Origin of the sequence: Pseudactinotalea terrae, from assembly GCF_009733845.1 — a bacterium.
Taxonomy (GTDB): domain Bacteria; phylum Actinomycetota; class Actinomycetes; order Actinomycetales; family Beutenbergiaceae; genus Pseudactinotalea; species Pseudactinotalea terrae.
Genome location: NZ_WNXZ01000011.1, coordinates 30,856 through 54,689 on the forward strand (window position 1 = coordinate 30,856; position 23,834 = coordinate 54,689).

The following is a 23,834-nucleotide window of genomic DNA, read 5'->3' on the forward strand; positions in this document are numbered from 1 at the left end:
TCAGGCTACCGAGGTCCCGAGGATCGCCGGGATCTCGGCACCGGGCTCACCGAGACCGGCGTCCCTCGCGGCCGCGAGCGCGAGGTCGATCACCGCACGGCGGTCCTCGCCGGTGGTCGTGGCGACCTGCGCCAGCCAGCACGGCACCAGATCGGCGCGGAGATCGGCGATGGTCTCGTCGAGGTCGCCCGCGAGGTCGTAGGAGACGGCCCGCGGATCCTCGGGTGTGTCGGCGACACCGGCGAGGACCGCGAGCTGCTGCGCCTGGTCCCGCCAGCTCGCCGCCTCCGCGCTCGCGGACGCGGGGTCCTCGCTGCGGGCCGCGACGACCTCCCAGGCCTGCCCGAGCGCATCGAGCGTGCGGACGAGATCTGCCGACGTGGCCGGGTCGACCGCATCGGGCAGGGCAGGCTCGACGGCGTCCGGCTCGGTCCCGAGCGCGGACGCCAGCTGGTCGGTGCGCAAGGACCGCGAGACCGCGATGCCGGCGAACATCCCGGCGAGGTCGCCGTCGCCGTCGATCGCGCTCTGAGCCGCAGCCGCCGTCGAGGCCGCGAGGAGATCGACCACGGCGCTCGCGTCCCCGCGGGGCGTTGCAGGCTCCAGGTGTCGGCCTGCCGGCTGCCAGACGCCCCCGAGGGCATCGAGCTGGACGAGCGCGTCCTGCGTCACCGACTCCAGCACAGCGGCGTGATCGGGGTCGGTGGCCGCTGCGGACCGGGCCAGCTCGGCCAGTCGCCAGGTCTGCGTGGCGTGCTCCTGGCGCAGCTGCTCCTCAGGACCAGCGCTCTGCGCGGGCGGGTCCTCGGACTCCAGCCGCAGCGCGCCGCACCCGGCGAGTGTGAGAGCCGTCACCACGGCCGCGAGCGCGGCGAGGAGACGACGAGGCATAGGCCGATCTTGTCACGCGTGCGCGGACCGGCCGCGCGTGCGCGGGCGACGGCGGCAACGTAGTCTGGGAGGCTGCACCGACAACTTCACACAGGGAGGCACGATGGGATCCGATATCGCAGCTCGGCTGCACGAGGTCCTCGCTCCGGTCGTCACCGGATCGGGTCTGTACCTGGAGCACGTGGATGTCTCCGGGCCGGCGCGCAAGCGCCTCGTCCGGGTGACGGTCGATCTGCCGGACGGCCCCGGCGGGGTCGACTCCGACCAGATCGGCGAGGTCTCGAAGGTCGTCTCGGACGCCCTCGACGAGGTCGATGACGCGCTCGAGGGTGCCTACCTGCTGGAGGTCTCGACGCCCGGCGTGGCCCGGCCGTTGACCGAGGCGCGCCACTTCCGGCGCGCGCAGGGACGCCTGGTGACCGTGGCCACGGCCGAGGGCAACCTCACGGGGCGAGTGGTCGCCGTCGAGGGGGATGTCGTCCAGCTGGACGACGAGTCCGGCAAGGGTGGCCCGAAGCGGCACGAGGTACCGCTGGCGAGCATCACCAAGGGTCGTATCGAGGTCGAGCTGCGCAGGGCAGCCGAGGGGGAGGGCTGACATGGACATCGACATGGCCACGCTGCGGATGGTCGAGCGCGAGCGGGAGATCCCGCTCGAGGTGCTGGTCACCGCGATCGAGCAGGCGCTCCTCTCGGCCTACCTGCGGACCCCGGGTGCGCAGCACCACGCCCGCGTCGTGCTCGACCGCAGCTCCGGGCACGTGAGCGTGCTGGCCCGCGAGGTCGAGGAGCCGGCTTCCGAGGACGCCGAGGAGAAGCTCGGCCCCGAGTTCGATGACACCCCCGAGGGCTTCGGTCGCATCGCGACCTCCACCGCGCGGCAGGTGATCGTGCAGCGGCTGCGCGACGCCGAGGACGAGCAGGTGCTCGGCGCGTTCCGCGGCAAGGAGGGCGACATCGTCGCCGGCGTGGTGCAGCAGGGCGGCAGCCCGAGCACCGTGCTGATCGAGATCGGCGGCATCGAGGCCAACCTGCCGCAGCACGAGCAGGTGCCCACCGAGACCTACGTGCACGGGGAGCGCATCCGCGCCTACGTCCTCGAGGTCACGCGTGGCATGCGCGGGCCGCAGATCACCGTCTCGCGCACCCACCCCAACCTCGTCAAGCGGCTGTTCGCCCACGAGGTGCCGGAGATCGCCGACGGGTCGGTGGAGATCTCGGCCATCGCCCGTGAGGCCGGGCACCGCAGCAAGATCGCGGTGCGCTCGCGTGTGCAGGGACTCGGCGCCAAGGGGGCGTGCATCGGTCCGATGGGGCAGCGGGTACGGGCGGTGATGGCTGAGCTTCGCGGCGAGAAGATCGACATCGTGGACTTCTCCGAGGACCCGGCCACGTTCGTGGCCTCGGCCCTGTCGCCCGCGCGGGTCAGCAGCGTCGAGATCGTCGACGCCGAAGCCCGCTCCGCACGCGTCATCGTGCCCGACTACCAGCTCTCGCTGGCGATCGGCAAGGAGGGCCAGAACGCACGCCTCGCTGCCCGCCTGACCGGCTGGAAGATCGACATCCGACCCGACACCGAGCCCGAGCCGGAGGAGGCAGCGCCACCCGCTGAGTAGTACACTGGTCTGCGGGCTTCGCGCCCGATGGCTTGTTGCCCGAGCGCAGCTCGGATGATCTGGAGGTCCGTGAGGTGGTCAGCACGACTGCCCCGGCCCGCACGATCACCGGGATGCGCACGTGCGCCGGCTGTCGGGGCAAGGCCCACCGGTCCGACCTGGTACGCCTGGTCGTGGACCGACGCACCGCGACTCCGGTCGTGGTGGTCGATCCCCGAGCGGCACTACCCGGACGAGGCGTCTGGCTGCATCAGCAGACGCACTGCCTGGACCGTGCCGAGACTCGCCGGGCGATCCAGCGGGGACTGCGCATCGCGCCGTCGCTGCCGATCGAGGCGGTCAGGGCATGGTTCGACATCCACGCAACACGTCGTTGAGCATCGATATCAGAAAGCGGGTCAAGGCCGATGGGCACCCGATGAGCACCCAGCGATGAGCAAGCACCACTAACGACGGTCTGACCCTGTCCGGGGCGGGCCGAGACAGGAGAAGTGTGGCCAAGGTCCGCGTCCACGAGCTCGCGAAAGAGCTCGGCGTCGACAGCAAGACGGTGATGGGCAAGCTCCAAGAACTTGGAGAGTTCGTCAAGTCAGCGTCGTCCACGATCGAACCGCCCGTTCAGCGGCGGCTCCGCGAAGCGTTCCCCGACGCCCCCGCGGAGACTGAGAAGAAGCCGGCTCCCAAGCCTGCGGCGAAGTCCGGCGTCAAGCCGGGCCCCGTGCCCGGGCCGAAGCCTGCACCCGAGCCCGAGCCGGCTCCCGAGCCTGCACCTGCGCCCGAGCCGGCTCCCGAGCCCGAGCCGGAGCAGCCTCGCACCGAGGCGCCCGCGGCCTCTGCCGAGCCTGAGCAGGGCACCGACAAGCCGACCCCTGGTCCGGCTGCACCCCGCCCGGCAGCGCCGCGCCCCGCTGCGCGTCCTGGCAACAACCCGTTCGCGTCCTCGCAGGGCATGCCGCGCCCCGGCCAGCGCCCGCGTCCCGATCGCGAGAGCCGTGGAGACCGCGGCGAGCGTGGCGAGGGCGGCGGAGCTCCGCGTCCCGGTAACAACCCGTTCGCTTCCTCGCAGGGCATGCCGCGCCCCGGTGGCAGCGGCGGACCCCGCCCTGGCACTCCGCGCGGCGGCTCACGCCCGAGCCCGGGCATGATGCCCGACCGTTCCTCGATCGGACGTCCCGGCCAGCCCGCCCGCGGTGGCGGCGGCGCCGGTGGTGGCGGTCGCGGTGGCGGTCGTGGTGGCTCCGGTGGTCCCGGCGGCGGTGGTGGCGGCTTCGGCGGTCAGCGTCCCGGCGGCGGTCCCGGTGCCGGCGGTGGTTTCGGTGGCGGTCGTGGCGGTGGCCGCGGCGGTCGCGGTGGCACGCAGGGCGCGTTCGGTCGCGCTGGTGGTCGCCCCGCGCGAGGCCGTAAGAGCAAGCGCGCGAAGCGTCTCGAGTTCGAGCAGCAGGGCGCGCCGTCGCTCGGTGGTGTCAGCGTCCCCCGTGGCGATGGCAGCACCGTCATCCGCATCCGTGCGGGTGCCTCGCTGAGCGACTTCGCAGACCGTATCGACGCGAACCCTGCGAGCCTGGTCACCGTGCTGTTCCACCTCGGTGAGATGGCCACAGCGACCCAGTCCCTCGACGAGGACACGTTCCAGACACTCGGTGCCGAGCTCGGCTACGTGATCGAGATCGTGTCCCCCGAGGAGGAGGACCGCGAGCTGCTCGAGAGCTTCGACATCGACCTGCAGGCCGAGGAGGACGCCGAGGGCGACGACGAGCTCGAGGCGCGCCCGCCGGTGGTGACCGTCATGGGTCACGTCGACCACGGCAAGACGGCGCTGCTGGACGCGATCCGGCGCACCGACGTGGCAGGCGATGAGGCCGGTGGCATCACCCAGCACATCGGTGCCTACCAGGTGCACACCGAGCACGAGGGCCAGGATCGTCCGATCACCTTCATCGACACCCCGGGTCACGAGGCGTTCACCGCCATGCGTGCGCGTGGTGCGAAGGTCACGGACATCGCGATCCTCGTGGTCGCTGCCGATGACGGCGTGATGCCGCAGACAGTCGAGGCGATCAACCACGTGCAGGCGGCAGGAGTGCCGATCGTGGTGGCCGTCAACAAGGTCGACAAGGAGGGCGCGAGCCCGGACAAGATCCGTGCCCAGCTCACCGAGTACAACCTGGTGGCCGAGGAGTACGGCGGCGAGACCATGTTCGTGGACGTCTCCGCCAAGCAGCGGACCGGCATCGACGAGCTGCTCGAGGCCGTGCTGCTGACCGCGGACGCAGCCCTCGATCTGCGTGCCAACCCGGACAAGGCTGCGCGAGGCGTGGCTGTCGAGGCCAACCTCGACCGCGGCCGCGGTGCCGTGGCCACGGTGCTGGTCGAGTCCGGCACGCTGGCCGTCGGTGACGCGATCGTGGCGGGTACCGCCCACGGTCGTGTGCGAGCGATGTTCGACGAGCACGGCGAGAACCTCGACGTCGCGCTGCCTGCGCGGCCGGTCCAGGTCCTCGGCCTGACGTCGGTCCCGCGCGCCGGTGACTCGTTCCTGGTGGCCCGCGATGACCGCACGGCACGACAGATCGCCGACAAGCGGGAGGCCGCCGAGCGTGCCGCCACGCTGGCGAAGCGCCGCAAGCGCGTGTCGCTCGAGGACTTCACCCAGGCTCTCGAGGCCGGCAAGGTCGAGACCCTCAACCTCGTCCTCAAGGGCGATGTCTCGGGTGCCGTGGAGGCGCTCGAGGACGCGCTGCTCAAGATCGACGTCGGCGACGAGGTCGAGCTGCGGATCATCCACCGTGGTGTCGGTGCGATCACGCAGAACGATGTCAACCTCGCCACCGTGGACAACGCGATCATCATCGGCTTCAACGTGCGTACCGCACCGCGCGTTGCCGAGATGGCCGACCGTGAGGGCGTCGACATCAAGTACTACTCGGTCATCTACCAGGCGATCGAGGAAGTCGAAGCAGCACTCAAGGGCATGCTCAAGCCGGAGTTCGAAGAGGTCCAGCTGGGCTCGGCCGAGATCCGACAGGTGTTCCGATCCTCGAAGTTCGGCAACATCGCCGGTTCGATCGTCCGGTCGGGTGTCATCCGCCGCAACAGCAAGGCTCGCCTGCTGCGCGATGGTGTGGTGCTCGCCGACAACCTCACGATCGAGTCCCTCCGCCGCGAGAAGGATGACGTCACCGAGGTCCGCGAGGGCTTCGAGTGCGGTATCGGTCTCGGTCAGCGGGATGTCGCCGAGGGCGATGTGATCGAGACCTTCGAGATGCGCGAGAAGCCGCGCGACTAGCGCACGCACGCTGACCTCGGCCAGAGGGTCTCGACGCTGATTCGGCGCGTTCGGGAGACGAGGAGATCTCGTCCCAGAACCGCTGGATCGGCGTCGGGACCCGACGGCGAGGTCGGGGGGACCAAGGAGAAGATCAAGTGGCAGACCACCCACGCGCCAGGAAGCTGGCGGAGCGCATCCACGAGATCGTGGCCCGGATGCTCGACACCCGTGTCAAGGACCCTCGACTCGGGTTCGTGACCGTCACCGAGGTGCGCGTCACCGGGGACCTGCAGCACGCGACCGTCTTCTACACCGTCTTCGGTGACGAGCAGGCGCGCGTCGACTCAGCCACGGCTCTCGCGTCGGCGACCGGGCTGATCCGCTCGGAGGTGGGCCGCCAGACCGGTGTGCGACTCACGCCCACGCTCGAGTTCACGCTCGACGCCGTGCCCGAGACCGCCGCCCATCTCGAGGCTGCGCTCTCCGAGGCTGCGGCGCGCGACGCCGAGCTGGCGAAGGCGCGCGAGAGCGCCACCTACGCCGGCGACGCCGACCCCTACCGCAAGCCGGCCGAACCGGTGGGCGACGACGCCGTGGACGAGGGCGAGGACGGGTCCGACGACGACGCGTCCGACGACAAGAGCTGAGCCGCCGTCATGACCGCCGTGGGTGATGGCCTCGTCCTGGTCGACAAGCCCGCGGGGATCACCTCGCACGACGTCGTGGCGCGGGTTCGCCGGTTCGCCGGCACCAAGAAGGTCGGCCACGCCGGCACGCTCGATCCGATGGCGACCGGGCTGCTCCTGCTCGGCGTCAACCGCGCCACGCGGCTGCTGACCTACCTCGTCGGCGCCGACAAGACCTACCGCGCCACGATCCGGCTCGGCCAGAGCACCGTGACCGACGACGCCGAGGGTGAGGTCACGGCGAGCCCCGGCGTCGGTGACGTCGACGAGGCCGGCCTGAGCTCCGCCGTCGGAGATCTGACGGGGCGGATCGAGCAGGTCCCGAGCTCGGTCAGCGCGATCAAGGTCGACGGCAGGCGCTCCTACGCCCGTGTGCGCGCGGGGGAGGAGGTCGCGCTCGCGGCCCGACCGGTGACCATCCACTCCTTCGCCGTGCTGGCGTCGCGCCGTGAGGAGGTCGAGGGCACGCCTGTGCTCGACCTCGACGTCGAGGTGCGCTGCTCCAGCGGCACCTACATCCGCGCCCTCGCGCGCGACCTCGGGACCGCGCTCGGCAGCGCCGGTCACCTCACCGCGCTGCGCCGCACCCACGTGGGGAGCTTCGCCGTCGAGGAGGCGGCGGGCTTGGAGGAGCTGGCCGACGGCGTCAGCCTCCTCGGGATGAGCGACGTCGCCAGACGCGTGCTCCCGGCCCGCGAGCTCACCGACGCCGAGACGATCGAGCTCCGCTTCGGCCGCGGTGTCGCTGCCTCGCGCTCCGAGGGCGTCGTCGCCGCCTTCGCGCCGGACGGGCACGTCGTGGCGCTGCTCACCGACAAGGGCGCTCAGGCCCGCCCCACGCTGGTCCTGGACCCCGCCTGAGGTCGCGGTCAGTCGCGGGGGCCGGTGACGGTGCCCTGGAACACGCGGGTCTCGACGGCGGAGCCGGGGTCGATGCCCACGCTGCGCCACCAGGCGTCGAGCTCGGGGCTGCTGGCGCGCGCCACGAGAGCGGCGTACTGGTCAGATGAGTGCGGGTGGTCGCCGCTCCAGGCGCCGATCACCTCGATCGCGCGCTCGGGGGCCCCGCCGATGCGTGCGACCGGGTCGAAGGGGTTCCGTACCGAGACGATCGTGGTGCCCTCGGGGATGTCGAAGTTGCCGCCACCGGCGCCGGTGGTGACGACCGAGGCGATGTCGTGGCGGGCGCGCACGTAGGGATCGGCGGCGAGGTCGAGCGCGGCGAAGCTGCTCTGGCTGTGCGTGGCCAGGTGGATCGGGACCCCCTCGGGGATCTCCTGCATCGACTCGAGCATGAGCTGCCGCAGGGGAGTGTCCTTGCCCGAGGCCGCACCGACAGCGCCATAGGCACCCATCGGGTTGCTGCCCTCGGTATCCATCGACCAGTCCTGCGTGCCAGGCACGTACATGAGCGCGACCTGGCTGCCGTCCGGTCGGGTGACGAGGTCGACCCGGACCGCGCCGTCGTGGTCGTACATCGCTGACATGTCGTGGAGCATGTCGGCCGGGCTAGTGGGCAGTGCGTCGCGGATGCCGGCACCGGCGGTGATCTCGGTGACCACCGTGCGATCGGCCCGGACATCGGCGACCCCGACGAGGTGGTCCACCAGCCGTGGTCCCGCCAGTGCCCCGAGGATCGTGCCCACGGGGCCGCCGATCGCACCCCCGAGCAGCCCGAGGATGGCGCGGCCCGCGCCGCGTGCCCAGCCGGCCTCCCGCGCCTCACGGGCGTCGTTGCTCGCGTTCTCCTGCTCGTTCGCCTCCCGCGCGACCTGGTCCGACGCGGCAGCGAGCCCGGCGCTGACATCGCGGAGCGCTGGAGTGAGGTGGCGCTGCCAGGCCTCGGAGAACCGCAGGTGGTCCGGCCCGGTCCACGCGAACACCGTCAGGCAGCGGTCGAGGCCGGTCGCGATCTCCTGCAGCTGCTCGGCGCCCGCGCCGGCCGCGGCCGACCAGTCGCGCAGCGCCGCCAGATCGGCGCCGTGGCTGACGGCGGTCATCGCAGCAGCCCGTCCACACGATCGGCCAGCTGCGGACCGGGCTCGACGGCGGTGATCTCGGCGTCGGCGAGCGCGACCATCACACGCGCCCGCTGACCGACGCTGCTCGCGAGCGCCGCCACCGCGGCACCGGGCGTGGTGGCCGCGTCGAGGGCCGCCACCTCGACCGCCGCCCCGGCGGGCGCGAGGAGCAGCACCCGGTCGGCACCGACCGCGAGCAGTGCGGCCAGCCCCTGCTCGTCGCCGACCGAGATCAGTGCCGTTGCCGAGGTCAGCGCATCGCCGACGACGGCGGACTCGCCGCGGGGGAGCACCTCGCCTCTGCGTTCCTGGGCTCGCCCGTCGGCGAGCAGGTCCTCGAGGACGCTCGCCTCCGGCGACCGGTCGGGCAGCGGCAGCGGCAGGTCTAGCGCCGCGGCGACCAAGGTCGCCGGCCTGCCGGGTCGCAGCGACAGCAGCCAGGAGAGCTCCGCCGTCGAGATCCTCGTCGCGGCGACCGGGGTGGAGGACATGCGACCGACGGTACGGACGCGGCCGTCGTCCCCACCAGAGGTGACCAGGCGGAAACTTCCGCGGCCGTGGCATCTGACAGCGCGACGCGTGTTGACATCCGATACAGTGTCGATATATCGTGAGTGCATCGCGAAAGGAGACACACATGCGATTCACAGACCACAACAGCGCCGGGGACAGCGCGCCGCGTCGCGGTCGCCGCCGCCCCAGCTTCGGCGACGCGGTGGGCCCCGGCTTCGTGCACAGGGCGTTCGACGACCAGGATGCCGAGGAGGGCGACAGGCCGCGTCGCGGCCGGGGCCGCGGCCGAGGCGGGCCGGGCTTCGGGCCGGGGTTCGGCCCCGGCTTCGGACCGGGAGGACATCGCGGCCGTCGTGGCCGAGGGCGACCGCGCGGTGACGTGCGTGCGGCGATCCTGCTCCTGCTGGAGGAGGGGCCGCGGCACGGCTACCAGCTGATCCAGGACATCGCCGAGCGTTCCGACGGGGCATGGACCCCGAGTGCGGGGTCGATCTACCCCACGCTGCAGGTTCTCGAGGACGAGGGGCTCGTGACCATCGAGCCCGTCGATGGCCGCAAGACCGCCTCGCTGACCGAGGCCGGCGGGACCTATGTCAACGAGAACCGTGAGCGCCTCGGCAGTCCCTGGGAGCAGCCGGAGGGGGAGGGCGGCGAGACCGTCTTCGCCCTGCGCGAGGCGATGATGGGGCTGGCCGAGGCCAGCAAGCAGGTGTTCCGGGTCGGCACGCCCGACCAGCAGAAGCGGGCGGCCCAGGCGCTGACCGACGCGCGCACCGCCGTCTACCGCATCCTCGCCGAGGACGGCTCGGCCGACTGACACCGCACGTCGTACGGCGTGAGACCCAGGCCGCTCGGATTGACCGGGCGGCCTTCGTCGCCTACGGTGAGAAAACGATTACTGGCGAAGGCGGGGCGAACGTATGACCACTCGATCCCGCGCGCGCACTGCGGCTGCACCGCTCGCGGCCGCCGCGCTCGCCCTCGGAGCGTGCACCTCGGAGTCGCCGACAGGGGAGCCGCCGCCGGCCGACCCGCACGCGCCGACGTCGACCACCTTCGCCACGATCGACATCCCGTACCACTCGAGCGTCGCGACCGACAGCGACGGTGACCTGTGGCCGGCCGCCTGGGCCGACGACGGCTACCTCTACACCGCCAACGGCGACGGCCGCGGGTTCTCGACCGCGGCGTTCGCCGACATCGTCGTCAACCGCGTGGACGGCACGCCCGAGGAGGGGCTGACCGGCATGCGGCTCGCATCAGGCGCCGCCGTCGCGCCGCTGTGGTCCGACCCGGCCGAGTACAACCGCAAGCCCACCGGGATGGTCGCCGTCGACGGTGACGGCGACGGCCGCGACGAGCTCTACTTGGCCGTCCAGGACCTGCGCATGAAGCCGGCCGCGCTCGCGTTCAACGACGCACCGGCGGCGACGATCGTCCGCTCGGACGACTACGGCCGCACCTGGACCTGGGCGGACGAGCCGATGTTCTCGGACTACGTCTTCACCACCGTGATGTTCCTCGATCTTGGCCAGAGCAACGGCCTGGCGGCCGCGGTGGAGCCCGGTGGTGAGGAGTATGTCTACGCCTACGGCCTGGACAACAACTGGCGCGACTCCTTCAGCGACACGGTGCCCGATCCCGTGGACCTCTACCTCGCGCGGGTGCCGGCGAGCTCCATCCAGGACCGCTCCGCCTGGGAGTTCTTCGCGGGCGCCGAGGGTGAGGCGCCGCGGTGGTCCGCCGAGATCGAGGAGCGCGTCGCGGTGCTGCACGACGAGCGCCGTGTCTACCAGGACCTCTCCGTCGACGGGCCGCGGAGCTCGACCGTGATCTCGCAGGGCGGGATCGTCTACGACGCCCCGATCGACCGGTACCTGTACACCTCCTGGACCGAGTTCACGTGGGAGCTCTACGAGTCCTCGGCGCCCTGGGGTCCCTGGGAGCTGTTCGCCCGGCGCGACTTCGGGCCGTACCCCTGGTACGGCGCCGAGAACCCGGCCGGCTGGGTCAACGGCGGCTACGCCGTCACCACGCCGTCGAAGTTCATCTCCGCGGACGGCCTGCACCTGTGGGCGCAGGCCAACTGGTTCGTGGGCGCCGCCGGCCCGGGCGAGCTCACCACCTATCACTACGCCCTGCGCCCGATCGCGCTGACCCTGCGCGATCCCGAGGCCGCGCCGTTCGAGCCCGAGCCGGGCACCGACCTCACCGACCCGGCGACCGGCAGCGGCGCGGTGGTCGTCGACACGCACGCGCGCTACGGCAACATCGGTGCGCTGACCGATGACAACCCGACCACGGCCGTCTCCTCGTGGAACGGGACCTCGAAGCTGCGCGACCAGTGGGGCATCGAGCTCCCGCACCCCGTCGTGATCGATGAGGTGGTCATGGTTCCCGGCCCCACGCCCGACGACGGCGGCTGGTTCGAGGGCGTCCCCGCCGTCGAGGTGCGCATCGACGGTGTCTGGAGCGCCCTCGGGGGCGTCACCGTCTCGCCCGCGTACCCTGGCGACGCCAGCGCGGCCGACGAGGCCGAGTACCGGTTCACGTTCGAGCCGGTGGCGGTCGACGGCGTCAGGATCGCGGGGACGCCCGGCGGGTCCGGCTGCTACACGACGATCGCCGAGCTCGAGGTCCTCTCCGCGGGATGATCGGGCCTGATTCGTCACCCGGTGGCCCGCGGTGGCAGGCTGGCCCGCGGCAGCGATGACAACGAGCGAGGGTAACGGGTGCAGGTCTGGCACGAAATCGATGAGGTCCCTGCTGAGCTGCGCGCCAGCGTCGCCACGATCGGGAACTTCGACGGCGTCCACCTCGGGCACCGCGCCGTGCTCGGTGTCACGATCGCCGCGGCCCGCGCCGTGGAGGCCAGCGCGGTCGCCGTCACGTTCGAGCCGCACCCTGCCGCCGTGCACCGACCGGACGCCTCGCCGGTGCTGCTCACCGGGCCCGAGGACCGCCTCGAGCTCCTCGCCGAGACCGGCCTCGACGGCGTGCTCGTGATCGCCTACGACCTCGACTTCGCGCGGCTGACCCCGCGCGAGTTCGTCTCCCGCTACCTGGTCGACGCGCTCAAGGTGCGCCGTGTCGTCGTCGGCGAGGACATCCGGTTCGGACTGGAGAACTCGGGCGACCGCGAGACCATGCGCGAGCTGGGGGAGGAGCTGGGCTTCGCCGTCGACGTGGTCCACGACATCGAGGCCGCCGGCACGCGGCGGCGTTGGTCCTCCACGTGGGTGCGCGAGCTCCTCGCCGCCGGTGACGTGGCGCAGGCGGCCGCCGTGCTCGGCCGCCCGCACCGGATGCGCGGCGTCGTGGTGCACGGGGAGGCGCGCGGTCGGGAGCTGGGGTTCCCGACGGCGAACCTGGCCCCGACCTCGTCGGGCACCGTTCCCGCCGACGGCGTGTACGCCGGATGGCTCTGGCGTGGTTGGGGCACGCCCGACGCCGTGCGGCTGCCGGCCGCGATCTCGGTCGGCACCAACCCGACCTTCGACGGCGAGGTGCGCCAGGTCGAGGCCCACGTGCTCGGGCGCACCGACCTCGACCTGTACGACGAGGAGGTCGTGGTCGAGTTCACGCACCACCTGCGGCCGACCCTGAAGTTCGAGGGCATCGAGCCGCTGGTGGGGCAGATGCACGCCGACGTCGCCCAGGCTGCCGACCTGCTGGGCGTGAGGCGCCCGATCGGGTGAGCCCCGCCGTCGAGATCCGCCGGTACGACGGCGAGGCGATCCGCGCGGACACGGCGCTCCGCGCACGGCTGGGCGAGATCTTCGTCGAGGCGTTCACCGAGCCGCCCCACCACGAGGACCCGGTGCGGGCAGGGCAGTGGGCGGAGGGCAAGTTGGTGCAGCACGCCGGCTACCCCGGTTTCCGGCTGGTCGCCGCGCTGCAGGCGGGGAGGGTGGTCGGCTTCGCGTACGGGCTGCTCGGCGCGGACGACCAGTGGTTCACCCAGACGCTTCGGCAGCGGCTCCCGGCGGCGGTGGCCCAGGGCTGGCTGGGCGGGCACGGAGAGCTGGTGGAGCTCGCCGTGACGAGCGGTGCGCGCGGACGTGGGCTGGGCCGGCTGCTGCACGACGCCACGGTCGAGGACCTGCGTGCGGTCGGGGCCCGCACGGCGTTGCTCGTGGTCGATGCCGAGGCGCACGCGGCCCGTGCCCTGTACAGCGCCTCCGGATGGGTGCACGTCGCGGAGATCGCGCCCGGATCGCACCTCCTGGGGCGCAGATTCACCGATCCCGAGCCCGGCTGATAGTCTGAGCGCTGCCGTTCGATCGGCCGCGGTCTCGTCATGCCCGGGTGAACCAGCCCCGGTGCTCCGCGCAACGATTCTCTGAAGGAGAACCAGTGGCCCTGGATTCAGCCGTCAAGCAGCAGATCATCGCCGAGTACGCCACGACCCCGGGCGACACGGGCTCTCCCGAGGTGCAGATCGCGCTGCTCAGCAAGCGCATCACCGACCTCACCGAGCACTTCAAGGACCACAAGCACGACCACCACAGCCGTCGTGGTCTGCTCCTCCTCGTCGGTCAGCGTCGCCGTCTTCTCGGCTACCTGCGCGACGTCGACATCGAGCGCTACCGCTCGCTCATCGAGCGGCTCGGCCTGCGCCGATAGCGCTCACACCGGCTCGGACCCTCCTCGGGTCCGGGCCGGTTCTTGTGTCGCACCACGCGGCACCGCATCACCCACAACACGAATACCACCACTGCCCGCCGGACCCGCGGTCCTCGGTAGTGGCTCCCGGAGCGGGCTTGTCCCGGATCCGTGGGCCTCGATCGATGACCACGTGAAGCCCGGGGGCCGAACACGAAGGAGGGCACCCATGGAGGGTCCCGAGATCCAGTTCGCCGAGGCCGTCATCGACAACGGCACCTTCGGCACGCGCACCATCCGCTTCGAGACCGGTCGGCTGGCCAAGCAGGCCGGCGGCGCGGTCGTCGTCTACCTCGACGAGGAGACGACCGTCCTGTCGACCACCACGGCGGGCAGGCACCCCCGTGAAGGCTTCGACTTCTTCCCGCTGACGGTCGACGTGGAAGAGCGTCAGTACGCCGCGGGCAAGATCCCCGGCTCGTTCTTCCGCCGCGAGGGCCGCCCCTCGACCGAGGCGATCCTGGCCTGCCGCCTGATCGACCGCCCGCTGCGCCCGCTGTTCGTCAAGGGCCTGCGCAACGAGGTCCAGGTCGTCGAGACGGTGCTCTCGATCCACCCCGACGACGCCTACGACGTGGTCGCCATCAACGGCGCCTCGATCTCCACGCAGATCTCCGGTCTGCCGTTCTCCGGCCCGGTCGGCGCCGTCCGCATCGCGCTGATCGACGGTCAGTGGGTCGCGTTCCCGCGTTACTCCGAGCTGGAGCGGGCCGTCTTCTCGATGGTCGTCGCGGGCCGGATCGTCGGCGACGATGTCGCGATCGCCATGATCGAGGCCGAGGCCACCGACAACGCCTGGACGCTCATGAAGGAGCAGGGCGTCGGAGCCCCGACCGAGGAGATCGTGGCCGAGGGCCTCGAGGCCGCCAAGGCGCCGATCCGGGTGCTGGCCGAGGCGCAGCTCGACCTCGCGGGTCGCGTCGCCAAGGAGGTCCAGGAGTTCCCGCTGTTCCCGGACTACGCCGACGACGCCTACGCCGCCGTCGAGTCCGAGGTCACCAGCGCGCTCGAGGAGGCGCTGAGCATCGCGGGCAAGCAGGAGCGGGAGAACCGCCTCGACGAGATCAAGGACGCCATGATCGGCGCCCTGCAGGCAGGCTTCGACGGTCGCGAGAAGGAGCTGCACGCCGCGTACCGCAGCGTGCAGAAGAAGCTGATCCGCCGCCGGATCATCTCCGACGGCTTCCGCATCGACGGCCGCGGCCTGCGGGACATCCGCACCCTGTCCGCCGAGGTGGAGGTGCTTCCTCGCGTGCACGGCTCGGCGCTGTTCGAGCGCGGCGAGACCCAGATCATGGGTGTCACCACGCTGAACATGCTCAAGATGGAGCAGCAGCTCGACACGCTGTCGCCCCAGACGCGCAAGCGCTACATGCACAACTACAACTTCCCGCCCTACTCGACCGGTGAGACCGGCCGCGTCGGGTCGCCGAAGCGTCGCGAGATCGGCCACGGTGCGCTCGCCGAGCGCGCGATCATGCCGGTGCTGCCTTCGCGTGACGAGTTCCCCTACGCGATCCGTCAGGTCAGCGAGGCGCTGGGCTCCAACGGCTCGACCTCGATGGGATCGGTGTGCGCGTCCACGCTGTCGCTGCTGAACGCCGGTGTGCCGCTGCGCGCCCCGGTCGCCGGCATCGCGATGGGTCTGGTCAGCGAGGAGATCGACGGCGAGACCAAGTTCGCGGCTCTCACCGACATCCTCGGTGCCGAGGACGCGTTCGGCGACATGGACTTCAAGGTCGCCGGTACCCGTGAGTTCGTGACCGCGATCCAGCTCGACACCAAGCTGGAAGGCATCCCCGCCTCGGTGCTCGCCTCGGCGCTCACCCAGGCCAAGGAGGCCCGCCTCCACATCCTGGACGTCATGGCCGAGGCCATCGACTCCCCGGACGAGATGGCTCCGACCGCGCCGCGCGTCATCACCGTCAAGGTCCCCGTCGACAAGATCGGTGAGGTCATCGGCCCCAAGGGCAAGATGATCAACCAGATCCAGGACGACACGGGCGCCGACATCTCGATCGAGGACGACGGCACCGTGTTCATCGGCGCGACCGACGGACCGTCGGCCGAGGCCGCGCGGCAGGCGATCAACGCCATCGCGAACCCGCACATGCCGGAGATCGGCGAGCGCTTCGTCGGCACGGTCGTCAAGACCACGTCGTTCGGCGCGTTCATCTCGCTCAGCCCGGGCAAGGACGGCCTGCTGCACATCAGCCAGGTCCGTCGTCTGGTCGGCGGCAAGCGGATCGAGGCGGTCGAGGACGTGCTCAGCGTGGGTCAGAAGGTCCAGGTCGAGCTCGCCGAGATCGATCCGCGCGGGAAGCTCTCGCTTCACGCCGTGGTCGAGGAGGACGACGCTGCCGAGCGCACAGCCGACGAGGCCGACGAGTCGGTCGAGGCCTGATCGGCCTCCATGCCTGAGCTGATCCTCGGCCCGGCCGGTCAGCCGGACACCGAGCTGACCATCGAGGCCGGCGACGGTTCGGGGACGGTGCGCCGCTCCGTCCTACCTGGTGGGGTCCGAGTGCTGACCGAGGCGATGCCCGGTCAGCGCTCGGCCGCCATCGGGGCGTGGGTGGGCGTCGGCTCTCGTGACGAGAGCGACGGTCACCACGGCTCGACCCACTTCCTCGAGCACCTGCTGTTCAAGGGCACCCCGAGCCGATCGGCGATGGAGATCGCCTCGGCTTTCGACGCCGTGGGCGGTGAGGTCAACGCCGCCACCGGCAAGGAGCACACCTGCTACTACGCCCGGGTGCTCGATGCCGACCTGCCCATGTCGACCGACGTCATCATCGACATGGTCACCTCCTCGCTGCTCGATGCCGATGAGTTCGAGAGCGAGCGCGGCGTCATCCTCGAAGAGATCGCGATGAACGAGGACGACCCGACCGACGTCGTGCACGAGCGGTTCGCGGGCGCCGTCTTCGGCGAGCACCCGCTGGGCCGCCCGATCGGCGGAACGCCTACGACGATCCAGTCCGTGCCCCGCGCGGCCGTGCTCGATCACTACCGGCGCACGTACAACCCCGCCGAGCTGGTCGTCACCGCTGCCGGCGGTGTGGACCACGACACGCTCTGCGACCAGGTCCTGGAGGCCGTCGAGGCCGGCGGGTGGTCGCTCGAGCAGGGTGCCCACCCCGCCGGCCGGCGGCATCCCGGTGATGTCACGGCGGTCCCGACCGAGGGCACCGCGCTGACGGTGTCCCGCCCCACCGAGCAGGCGAACGTGGTGCTCGGGGGGCTCGGCCTGGTCGCCGGTGACGAGCGCCGGTTCGCGATGAGTGTGCTCAACGCGATCCTCGGCGGCTCGATGAGCTCGCGCCTGTTCCAGGAGGTCCGTGAGAAGCGTGGCCTCGCCTACTCGGTGTACTCGTTCGCCTCGGGCTACGCCGACGCGGGCCTGTTCGGCCTGTACGCCGGCTGCGCGCCCGGCAAGGTGGACGCCGTCGTCGAGATCCTCGCCGACCAGCTCGAGCGGCTCGCGGCCGAGCTTGTCGACGGCGCTGAGCTGCAGCGGGGTATCGGCCAGGTGTGCGGCGGACTGGTGCTGGGCCTGGAGGACTCCGGCTCGCGCATGTCCCGGCTGGGGCGCGCCGAGCTGACGCTCGGGGAGTTCACCACCGTCGAGGAGAACCTCGCCAAGATCCAGGCTGTGACCGCCGACGACGTTCGTGCGTTGGCCGCCGAGCTCACCTCGCTGCCTCGTCACCTCGTGATCGTCGGGCCGTACCAGGACGACGTCGCCACCCGACTGCTCCCCGTCCTCGCCTGAGCCGAGGGCCCGGGGCTCAGCTCGCTGGGCGGTGTCGCAGGATCGCCGTCGTGAGCGCCTCGATCGGTGCGCGCTCGGTCAGCGGGTTGGCGAGCAGCGTGAGATCGACGTCCCCGAGTGCGGGTAGGTCTGGGCCGGGGGACAGCACCTGGAGGTCCGCTGGTACCAGCGATGCCGGGAACGGGGCGATGCCCAGCCCGGCACGGACCGCGGCGAGCACGCCGTTGACCTCGAGGACCTTGCACGTGATGCGCCAGGTGCGGCCGGCCTCGGCGAGCACCCGGGTCGCCGTGAGGCGGCTGAGCGAGGGCGCCGAGTAGGCGACGAGCGGGATCGGCTCGTCCGGCACGAGTCGGGTGCCCGGGATCGCGACCCACACGAGCGGGTCGCGGCGCACGAGGGTGCCCGTGGTGGTGCCTGGCGCCTCCTTGACGAAGACCAGGTCGAGCTGGTTGGCGTCCAGCCGGCGCCGGAGCATCGACGTCTGGCCGACGGTCAGGTCGAGCTGGATCGAGGGGTGCAGCTGTCGGAAGGCGCGCAGCACGCCGGGGAGCTGGGCGAGCGCGAGGTCGTCCGCGGCGCCGAAGCGCAGCCGACCGGTCATCGTGGGGGAGGCGAAGTAGGCCTCGGCCTCTTCGTGCGCAGCGAGGATCGTGCGCGCGAACCCCGCCATCGCCTCACCGTGCTCGGTCAGTCGGACCGAGTGGGTGTCGCGGTTGAGCAACGGCCGCTCGGCGGCCTGCTCCAGCCGCTTGATCTGCTGGCTGACGCTCGGCTGACTCACGCCGAGCAGGTGCGCGGCTCGCGTGAAGCTCAGGGTCGAGGTGACCGCGAGGAAGGTGCGGAGGTGCTGTGGCTCGAACACGAGTCCACCTCTCTGAGACGCTCATCACAGGGGATTATCACGACTATAGGGCGGATAAGTCTGGTCGCTAGCGTCGACGACGGTACCCTCAAAACTCGAAACGTTACGACTCGAGACTTCCAGGAACCCGTGACCGTCGCTGCGCCCCGCCCACACCTCTCCTTCGATGCACTCCGGTCCGCGCCACGGCGCGGCATCGTCCGCACCTTTCCAGCGCTGCGGGAGTCGAACTACCGGCTCTACGTGGCCTCGCAGCTCCTCACGAACCCCGGCGGCTGGATGCAGCGGATCGCCCAGGACTGGCTGATCCTGCAGCTGTCGGGGAACGTGGCTCTCGTCGGCCTGACGGTGACGTTGCAGCTGGGTCCCATGCTGCTGTTCGGGCTGTGGGGCGGCGTCCTCGCCGACCGGTACAGCAAGCGCGCGATCCTGGCGATCACCCAGTCGATCTTCGCTGCCTCCGCGCTCACCCTCGGTGTGCTCGTGGTCACGGGTGCGGTGCAGCCCTGGCACATCCTGCTCAGCGCCTTCATCCTGGGTCTCGCCACCGTGCCGGACAACCCGGCACGGCAGGCTTTCGTCGTCGAGGTCGCCGGAGGTGACAACCTCCGCAACGCGATCAGCCTGAACTCCACGGTGTTCCAGCTGGGCGGTCTGGTCGGGCCCGCGATCGCGGGTGTCGCGATCGCTGCCTGGGGCGAGGGTCCCGCGTTCCTCATCAACGCGGCTGCGGGCGTGGTGGCGGTGATGCTGCTGGCGAAGATGGACGCCTCGAAGCTGTCCCCGGCGCCGCGTGTCGCACGCGAGAAGGGACAGCTCAAGGCCGGTCTCGTGCACGTTCGTCAGAGCCCGGAGATCATGTGGACCGTGGTGCTGATCGGCTTCGTGGCGCTCACCGGCATCAACCTGGCCACCGTGCTGTCCGCCTACGCCGACAACGTGTTCCGCTCCGGAGCCGGTGGGTACGGGCTGCTGAGCGCCTCCGTGGCCGCCGGAGCCGTGATCGGCTCGATCGCCTCGGCGCGGCGCGCGCGGGTGGGGCTGCGTCAGCTCGTGTACCTGGCCATGGCGCTGGGTGCGCTGCAGGTGGTCGCTGCCCTCGTGGGCGTGCAGGTGCTGTTCGTCGTGGTGCTGGTGGCCGTCGGAGCGGTGGCGCTGTACTACCTGACCGGTGGCAACACGCTCATCCAGACGACGGTCTCGCCGTCGATGCGCGGCCGCGTGATGGCGGTCTACATCATGGTCTTCTTCGGTGCGCAGGCGATCTCGGGAACCCTCATCGGGTTCGTCGCCGACCACTCAGGTGCCCAGCTGGCCATGGTGGTCACCGGCCTCGGTCCGCTGCTGGGTGCGGCGCTGGTCGGAGCGATCCTGGCCCACCGCCGTGGGCTGCGACCGCGGCTCATCCTGCACGACAGGCCGGGCCGAGGATTCGTGTACGTGCGACCCCGTGAGATGCAACGCGCCGCCTGATCGAGACGCAGCGTGTGGCGTTCGCCACACAGGGCAGATCGACCGGGTCCGTGGCAGCAGAGGCATCAGCGCCGGTTGTTACTCTTCCCGCCGTGACATCGTCCCCCTCGCAGCCGCAGCGTCCGATCGCTCCGCTCGGCCACCTCATTTTCCTGTCGCGCTGGCTGCAGGCTCCGCTCTATCTCGGCCTGATCGTCGCGCAGCTCGTCTACGTGTGGCAGTTCATGGTCGAGCTCTGGCACCTGATCCACGACGTCATCCTCGACCCGACCCACATGAACGAGGCCACCACGATGCTGGCGGTCCTCGGGCTGGTGGACGTCGTGATGATCTCGAACCTGTTGATCATGGTGATCGTGGGTGGTTACGAGACCTTCGTCTCCCGACTGCGGATCGACGGGCACCCCGATCAGCCCGAGTGGCTCAGCCACGTCAACGCGAACGTGCTCAAGACCAAGCTCGCGATGAGCATCATCGGCATCAGCTCGATCCATCTCCTTCGGACATTCATCGCCTCAGGCCAGACGATCGAAGGTGTCGACCCGCCGACGCCCGACGACATGATGTGGCAGACGATCATCCACCTCGCCTTCATCGTGTCTGCGATGGCGTTGGCGTGGATCGACCGGATGTCGCTCACCGCGCACCAGCGCGCGGCGAACGCCAAGACTGACGCCGAGGTCGCGGCCGAGCACTGAGTCGCGGATGGCGCGAGCCTCACGGTGTCGGTGCCCGCCGATAGCGTCGGTGCATGACGATCAACGAAGAGTCACGTGAGCTCGAGGACCTGATCGAGGCGTTGGCCCGGCACCGGGGATTCCTGCGTCAGACGCTGGCGGGTGTCACGGACCAGCAGGCGGGGGAGCGGTCCACGGTCAGCGCGCTCTGCCTCGGAGGGCTGGTCAAGCACGTCGCCGCCACCGAGAAGAGCTGGATGGAGTTCGCGGTCCACGGTGAGCAGCATCCCGAGGACCCGGTCGACTGGGGCGCCATCGACTGGTCCGACCCTTCACCCGACGTGCTCGCGTTCGTCGCGGCCCGCGAGGCCGAGTTCGCGATGGGTCCGGGCGAGACCGTTGCAGGCGTGCTCGCGATGTACGAGCAGGTCGCGGCCGAGACCGAGCAGACCCTGCGCAGCCTCGACCTCAACACCTCTCACCCGCTTCCCGCGGCGCCATGGTTCGAGCCCGGAGCGGAGTGGACCGTGCGCCGCACGATGATCCACATCGTGGCTGAGACGGCCCAGCACGCCGGCCACGCCGACATCATCCGTGAGGCGATCGACGGCGCCAAGACGATGGGCTGAGCGCCGCTCGCTCAGTCGATCAGGGCGTCGAGGCCGACGGTGAGCCCCCGGCGCTCGGCGACCCGACGGGTGGCCAGCAGCACGCCGGGCATGAACGAGGAGCGATCGAAGGAGTCGGTGCGGATCGTGAGCAGCTCGCCGGGGTTGCCGAGCAGGATCTCCTCGTGGGCGACGAGGCCGCGCAGGCGGACCGCGTGCACGGGGATCCCGTCGACATCGGCACCACGAGCGCCGTCGAGAGCCGAGGACGTCGCATCCGGTGCAGGGGCGAGTCCGGCCGCCCGGCGTGCCTCCGCGATCGCGTGCGCGGTGTGGACGGCGGTGCCCGAGGGCGCGTCGACCTTGTCGGGGTGGTGCAGCTCGACGACCTCGACGCTCTCGAACCACCGGGCGGCCTGCGCCGCGAAGCGCATCGCCAGCACGGCGGAGAGCGCGAAGTTCGGGGCGATCACGACACCCAGGTCGGTGTCGCCGAGCCGGTCGCGGACCCGCTGCAACGCCGCCTCGCCCCACCCGGTGGTGCCGACCACGGCGTGGACGCCGGCGTCGATCAGCGCGTTGACGTTCGCCTCGGCCACAGCGGGGACGGTGAAGTCGATCCCGACGTCCGCGACCCCCGCGAGGGTGTCGATGTCGTCGCCCACGTCCAGCCGAGCCACCAGCTCGAGGTCCGGTGCGCCGTCGACCGCCTCGCAGACGGTCCGACCCATGCGACCCGCGGCACCGATCACGGCGACCCTCAGCCCAGCCACGCCCTCAGTCCTCGGTCCGGCGCGCGGCGCGCAGCCGCTCTTCCTCGGCGACGACCTTGGCGTGCGTCTCACGCTCGGCGACCAGCCATGCGGGCGGATCGTCCCGCAGCTGGTTGATCTGCTCGGTCGTGAGCGCATCCTCGACGCCGCCGCGCGCCAGGCCCGAGATCGAGACTCCCAGACGGCCGGCCACGACCGGCCGCGGGTGCGGCCCGCTGCGCCGTAGCTCGGTGAGCCACTCCGGCGGGTTCTGCTGCAGGTCGGCCAGCTGGTCGCGCGTGATCCCACCGGCGCGGAACTCCTCGGGGGTGGCCGGCAGGTGCACGCCGAGCTTCTTGGCAGCCGTTGCCGGCTTCATGGCGTGCGGGGAGGGCTCTGTGGTCATGGGACCAGCGTAGGACCGCGGCAGCGACGTTCCCACGCCTACGCTGGAGTGGTGGACAACCCAGGGCCTGCTGACGATCACGCCGTGGATCCCGGTTTTCGCCTCGGCTTCGTGCCGGGCGTGACCCCCGCGAAGTGGGCAGGAATCTGGCAGCAGCGCCACCGGGGTGTCCGGCTCGAGCTGGTCCCGATCTCCGCGGACCAGGCGGCGCAAGCCGTGATCGACGGTGATCTCGATGCAGCGATCCTCCGGCCGCCGGTCGACCGGGATGTGCTGCACGCGATCGTCCTGTACACCGAGGAGCCCGTGGTCGTGGTCTCTCGCGAGCACGCGATCGCTGCCCTCGGGGACGACGAGGCCGTCCAGCCGGATGATCTCGCGGACGACGTGCTGCTGCAGCCTGCCGACGACGTGCTGCTGTGGGCGGGGCGCCCGGGAGCAGTCGAGGGCGCGCTCGCACCCCCGGGCGAGGCGCCGCGCGAGGTGCCGACGATGACCGTCGAGGCGATCGAGCTCGCGGCGGCCGGGGTCGGGGTCGTCGTGGTGCCCAGGTCGCTGGCGCGGCTGCACCACCGCAAGGACGTCACCGCGCGAGCGCTGGCACACGCACCCGAGGCGCCGGTCGCGCTCGCGTGGGCGATCGACCGTGAGGACGAACGTACCGAGGACCTCATCGGGATCGTGCGCGGCCGGACCGTCAACAGCTCGCGCGGGCGGCAACAGCCGGCGGGTGAGGAGCCTGGGTCGTCGTCGTCGCCGCCGTCGCCGTCACCGCCGCAGCGCGGACAGGCGGCGACACGCGGCGGGCAAGGAGGGCCACGACCGCGGAGCAAGAGTCGTCAGAAGCCCTCTCGTCGCGGACGGCGACGTTAGGGCGCACAGGGCCGCCCCGGTCGTGTGAGTGGCTCGGCAAGCGGCAAGCGGCAAGCGGCAAGCGGCAAGCGGCAAGCGGCAAGCGGCAAGCGGCAAGCGGCAAGCGGCAAGCGGCAAGCGGCGGGTGGGTGGCTGGACAGCCGTGATCCAGTGCGCCGTGCCTGGCTCTGCAGCCGCGACCCGGCCGCGTCGGTAGGGCGGCGACGACGCTCGACGCTGCGATGGCCAGCGGGCACCGCCCTTGGGCGGTGCTCGGGAGGGAGCCTCAAGGTCATGGGAGTGCGCGGCCCAGGAGCCGTTCTGGGAGGGCCGTGGGGTCATGGGAGTGCGTGGCCCGGGAGCCGTTCTGGGAGGGCCGTGGGGTCATGGGAGTGCGTGGCCCGGGAGCCGTTCTGGGAGGGCCGTGGGGTCATGGGAGTGCGTGGCCCGGGAGCCGTTCTGGGAGGGCCGTGGGGTCATGGGAGTGCGTGGCCTGGGAATCGTCCCGGGGAGGGCCTCGGAGCATCGGAGTGCGCGCCCTGGAGCCGTCGTGGGGATCTTGGGGTCATGGGTCCGTGCACCCCGGGAGCTGTCCTAGCCGTCACATCTGTGCTGGTCAGGGCCGTTGTCAGTGGTCGGTGATCTACTTCTCGTATGGATGTTCTACCTCTGGGTCTGGTCGGTGATGGCGCGTTGCGTGCTGCTGCTGTGGCCGATCGTGAGGTGACTCGGATGGAGGGGGTGCGGCTGGATCATCTGGTGCAGT

At 71.2% G+C, this 23,834-nt stretch carries 23 protein-coding genes; 17 read left to right on the forward strand and 6 right to left on the reverse strand.

The window, feature by feature from the left end:
• Positions 1-891 (reverse strand): hypothetical protein, encoded by an 891-nt coding sequence (locus GPA03_RS21945; protein ID WP_156254208.1) that lies wholly within the window; start codon positions 889-891, stop codon positions 1-3.
• Between the two features lie 103 nt (positions 892-994).
• Between GPA03_RS21945 and rimP the strand changes: the two genes are divergently transcribed.
• The 6 genes from rimP (at position 995) to truB (ending at position 7,322) form a co-directional block, all read left to right on the forward strand.
• A complete protein-coding gene (gene rimP / locus GPA03_RS21950; protein WP_156254209.1) occupies positions 995-1,489 on the forward strand; it encodes a ribosome maturation factor RimP in 495 nt (164 codons plus the stop codon).
• A gap of 1 nt (position 1,490) precedes the next feature.
• A complete protein-coding gene (gene nusA, locus GPA03_RS21955; protein WP_156254210.1) occupies positions 1,491-2,507 on the forward strand; it encodes a transcription termination factor NusA in 1,017 nt (338 codons plus the stop codon).
• A gap of 74 nt (positions 2,508-2,581) precedes the next feature.
• Positions 2,582-2,884: a YlxR family protein gene (locus GPA03_RS21960; RefSeq protein WP_156254211.1), complete on the forward strand. Its 303-nt coding sequence runs from the start codon at positions 2,582-2,584 to the stop codon at positions 2,882-2,884.
• Positions 2,885-3,000: 116 nt separating this feature from the next.
• Positions 3,001-5,793 (forward strand): translation initiation factor IF-2, encoded by a 2,793-nt coding sequence (gene infB / locus GPA03_RS21965; protein ID WP_156254212.1) that lies wholly within the window; start codon positions 3,001-3,003, stop codon positions 5,791-5,793.
• A 137-nt stretch (positions 5,794-5,930) separates the two neighbouring features.
• On the forward strand, positions 5,931-6,422 hold the full coding sequence (rbfA, locus tag GPA03_RS21970) for a 30S ribosome-binding factor RbfA (RefSeq protein ID WP_156251261.1): 492 nt from the start codon (positions 5,931-5,933) through the stop codon (positions 6,420-6,422).
• Between the two features lie 18 nt (positions 6,423-6,440).
• A complete protein-coding gene (truB, locus tag GPA03_RS21975; protein ID WP_194239506.1) occupies positions 6,441-7,322 on the forward strand; it encodes a tRNA pseudouridine(55) synthase TruB in 882 nt (293 codons plus the stop codon).
• 8 nt (positions 7,323-7,330) lie between these two features.
• On the opposite strand, the gene GPA03_RS21980 is transcribed toward truB, so the two are convergent.
• A complete protein-coding gene (locus GPA03_RS21980; RefSeq protein ID WP_156251259.1) occupies positions 7,331-8,461 on the reverse strand; it encodes a WXG100 family type VII secretion target in 1,131 nt (376 codons plus the stop codon).
• Positions 8,458-8,973, reverse strand: coding sequence for a hypothetical protein (locus GPA03_RS21985; protein ID WP_156251258.1), 516 nt, complete (start codon positions 8,971-8,973; stop codon positions 8,458-8,460). Before GPA03_RS21985 ends, GPA03_RS21980 begins: the two co-directional genes overlap by 4 nt.
• Positions 8,974-9,119: 146 nt before the next feature.
• On the opposite strand from GPA03_RS21985, the gene GPA03_RS21990 reads away from it, so the two are divergent.
• From GPA03_RS21990 to GPA03_RS22020, 7 genes are all read left to right on the forward strand, one after another.
• Positions 9,120-9,812, forward strand: a complete 693-nt coding sequence (locus GPA03_RS21990; RefSeq protein ID WP_156251257.1) for a PadR family transcriptional regulator — start codon at positions 9,120-9,122, stop codon at positions 9,810-9,812.
• Positions 9,813-9,915: 103 nt separating this feature from the next.
• Positions 9,916-11,649, forward strand: a complete 1,734-nt coding sequence (locus GPA03_RS21995) for a DUF4185 domain-containing protein (RefSeq protein ID WP_156251256.1) — start codon at positions 9,916-9,918, stop codon at positions 11,647-11,649.
• Between the two features lie 78 nt (positions 11,650-11,727).
• Positions 11,728-12,693, forward strand: coding sequence for a bifunctional riboflavin kinase/FAD synthetase (locus GPA03_RS22000; protein WP_156251255.1), 966 nt, complete (start codon positions 11,728-11,730; stop codon positions 12,691-12,693).
• On the forward strand, positions 12,690-13,256 hold the full coding sequence (locus GPA03_RS22005; RefSeq protein WP_156251254.1) for a GNAT family N-acetyltransferase: 567 nt from the start codon (positions 12,690-12,692) through the stop codon (positions 13,254-13,256). Before GPA03_RS22000 ends, GPA03_RS22005 begins: the two co-directional genes overlap by 4 nt.
• 95 nt (positions 13,257-13,351) lie before the next feature.
• Positions 13,352-13,621 carry a 30S ribosomal protein S15 gene (rpsO, locus tag GPA03_RS22010; RefSeq protein WP_156251253.1) on the forward strand — a complete coding sequence of 90 codons (270 nt, stop codon included), beginning with the start codon at positions 13,352-13,354 and terminating at the stop codon, positions 13,619-13,621.
• Between the two features lie 208 nt (positions 13,622-13,829).
• Positions 13,830-16,064 (forward strand): polyribonucleotide nucleotidyltransferase, encoded by a 2,235-nt coding sequence (locus tag GPA03_RS22015; protein ID WP_156251252.1) that lies wholly within the window; start codon positions 13,830-13,832, stop codon positions 16,062-16,064.
• Between the two features lie 9 nt (positions 16,065-16,073).
• Positions 16,074-17,435: a M16 family metallopeptidase gene (locus GPA03_RS22020; protein ID WP_156251251.1), complete on the forward strand. Its 1,362-nt coding sequence runs from the start codon at positions 16,074-16,076 to the stop codon at positions 17,433-17,435.
• A 16-nt stretch (positions 17,436-17,451) separates the two neighbouring features.
• On the opposite strand, the gene GPA03_RS22025 is transcribed toward GPA03_RS22020, so the two are convergent.
• Positions 17,452-18,300: a LysR substrate-binding domain-containing protein gene (locus tag GPA03_RS22025; RefSeq protein WP_156251250.1), complete on the reverse strand. Its 849-nt coding sequence runs from the start codon at positions 18,298-18,300 to the stop codon at positions 17,452-17,454.
• A 129-nt stretch (positions 18,301-18,429) separates the two neighbouring features.
• Between GPA03_RS22025 and GPA03_RS22030 the strand changes: the two genes are divergently transcribed.
• The 3 genes from GPA03_RS22030 (at position 18,430) to GPA03_RS22040 (ending at position 21,079) form a co-directional block, all read left to right on the forward strand.
• On the forward strand, positions 18,430-19,773 hold the full coding sequence (locus tag GPA03_RS22030) for an MFS transporter (RefSeq protein WP_241681122.1): 1,344 nt from the start codon (positions 18,430-18,432) through the stop codon (positions 19,771-19,773).
• 92 nt (positions 19,774-19,865) lie between these two features.
• A complete protein-coding gene (locus GPA03_RS22035) occupies positions 19,866-20,471 on the forward strand; it encodes a TIGR00645 family protein (RefSeq protein WP_156251249.1) in 606 nt (201 codons plus the stop codon).
• A gap of 53 nt (positions 20,472-20,524) precedes the next feature.
• Entirely contained in the window at positions 20,525-21,079 is a 555-nt protein-coding gene (locus GPA03_RS22040; protein WP_156251248.1) for a DinB family protein, read from the forward strand.
• An 11-nt stretch (positions 21,080-21,090) separates the two neighbouring features.
• Here the strand turns inward: GPA03_RS22040 and dapB are convergent, their stop codons facing one another.
• Both dapB and GPA03_RS22050 read right to left on the reverse strand, forming a co-directional pair.
• On the reverse strand, positions 21,091-21,789 hold the full coding sequence (gene dapB, locus GPA03_RS22045) for a 4-hydroxy-tetrahydrodipicolinate reductase (RefSeq protein ID WP_241681150.1): 699 nt from the start codon (positions 21,787-21,789) through the stop codon (positions 21,091-21,093).
• Positions 21,790-21,835: 46 nt separating this feature from the next.
• Positions 21,836-22,216, reverse strand: coding sequence for a DUF5997 family protein (locus GPA03_RS22050; RefSeq protein WP_194239497.1), 381 nt, complete (start codon positions 22,214-22,216; stop codon positions 21,836-21,838).
• Between the two features lie 51 nt (positions 22,217-22,267).
• On the opposite strand from GPA03_RS22050, the gene GPA03_RS22735 reads away from it, so the two are divergent.
• The gene (locus GPA03_RS22735; RefSeq protein WP_241681121.1) at positions 22,268-23,089 is read left to right on the forward strand and encodes a LysR family transcriptional regulator substrate-binding protein; all 822 of its coding nucleotides are present in this window, start codon (positions 22,268-22,270) and stop codon (positions 23,087-23,089) included.
• Positions 23,090-23,834 lie beyond the last annotated feature (745 nt).

What these genes read in the sequence shown, in the direction of transcription:
- GPA03_RS21945 (WP_156254208.1), bottom strand. Translation starts at nt 891, where the DNA reads ATGCCTCGTCGTCTCCTCGCCGCGCTCGCGGCCGTGGTGACGGCTCTC.
- GPA03_RS22015 (WP_156251252.1), top strand. Translation starts at nt 13,830, where the DNA reads ATGGAGGGTCCCGAGATCCAGTTCGCCGAGGCCGTCATCGACAACGGC.
- GPA03_RS22050 (WP_194239497.1), bottom strand. Translation starts at nt 22,216, where the DNA reads ATGACCACAGAGCCCTCCCCGCACGCCATGAAGCCGGCAACGGCTGCC.
- dapB (WP_241681150.1), bottom strand. Translation starts at nt 21,789, where the DNA reads ATGGGTCGGACCGTCTGCGAGGCGGTCGACGGCGCACCGGACCTCGAG.
- nusA (WP_156254210.1), top strand. Translation starts at nt 1,491, where the DNA reads ATGGACATCGACATGGCCACGCTGCGGATGGTCGAGCGCGAGCGGGAG.
- GPA03_RS21980 (WP_156251259.1), bottom strand. Translation starts at nt 8,461, where the DNA reads ATGACCGCCGTCAGCCACGGCGCCGATCTGGCGGCGCTGCGCGACTGG.
- GPA03_RS22040 (WP_156251248.1), top strand. Translation starts at nt 20,525, where the DNA reads ATGACGATCAACGAAGAGTCACGTGAGCTCGAGGACCTGATCGAGGCG.
- GPA03_RS21995 (WP_156251256.1), top strand. Translation starts at nt 9,916, where the DNA reads ATGACCACTCGATCCCGCGCGCGCACTGCGGCTGCACCGCTCGCGGCC.
- GPA03_RS21985 (WP_156251258.1), bottom strand. Translation starts at nt 8,973, where the DNA reads ATGTCCTCCACCCCGGTCGCCGCGACGAGGATCTCGACGGCGGAGCTC.
- GPA03_RS22020 (WP_156251251.1), top strand. Translation starts at nt 16,074, where the DNA reads ATGCCTGAGCTGATCCTCGGCCCGGCCGGTCAGCCGGACACCGAGCTG.
- GPA03_RS21990 (WP_156251257.1), top strand. Translation starts at nt 9,120, where the DNA reads ATGCGATTCACAGACCACAACAGCGCCGGGGACAGCGCGCCGCGTCGC.
- rimP (WP_156254209.1), top strand. Translation starts at nt 995, where the DNA reads ATGGGATCCGATATCGCAGCTCGGCTGCACGAGGTCCTCGCTCCGGTC.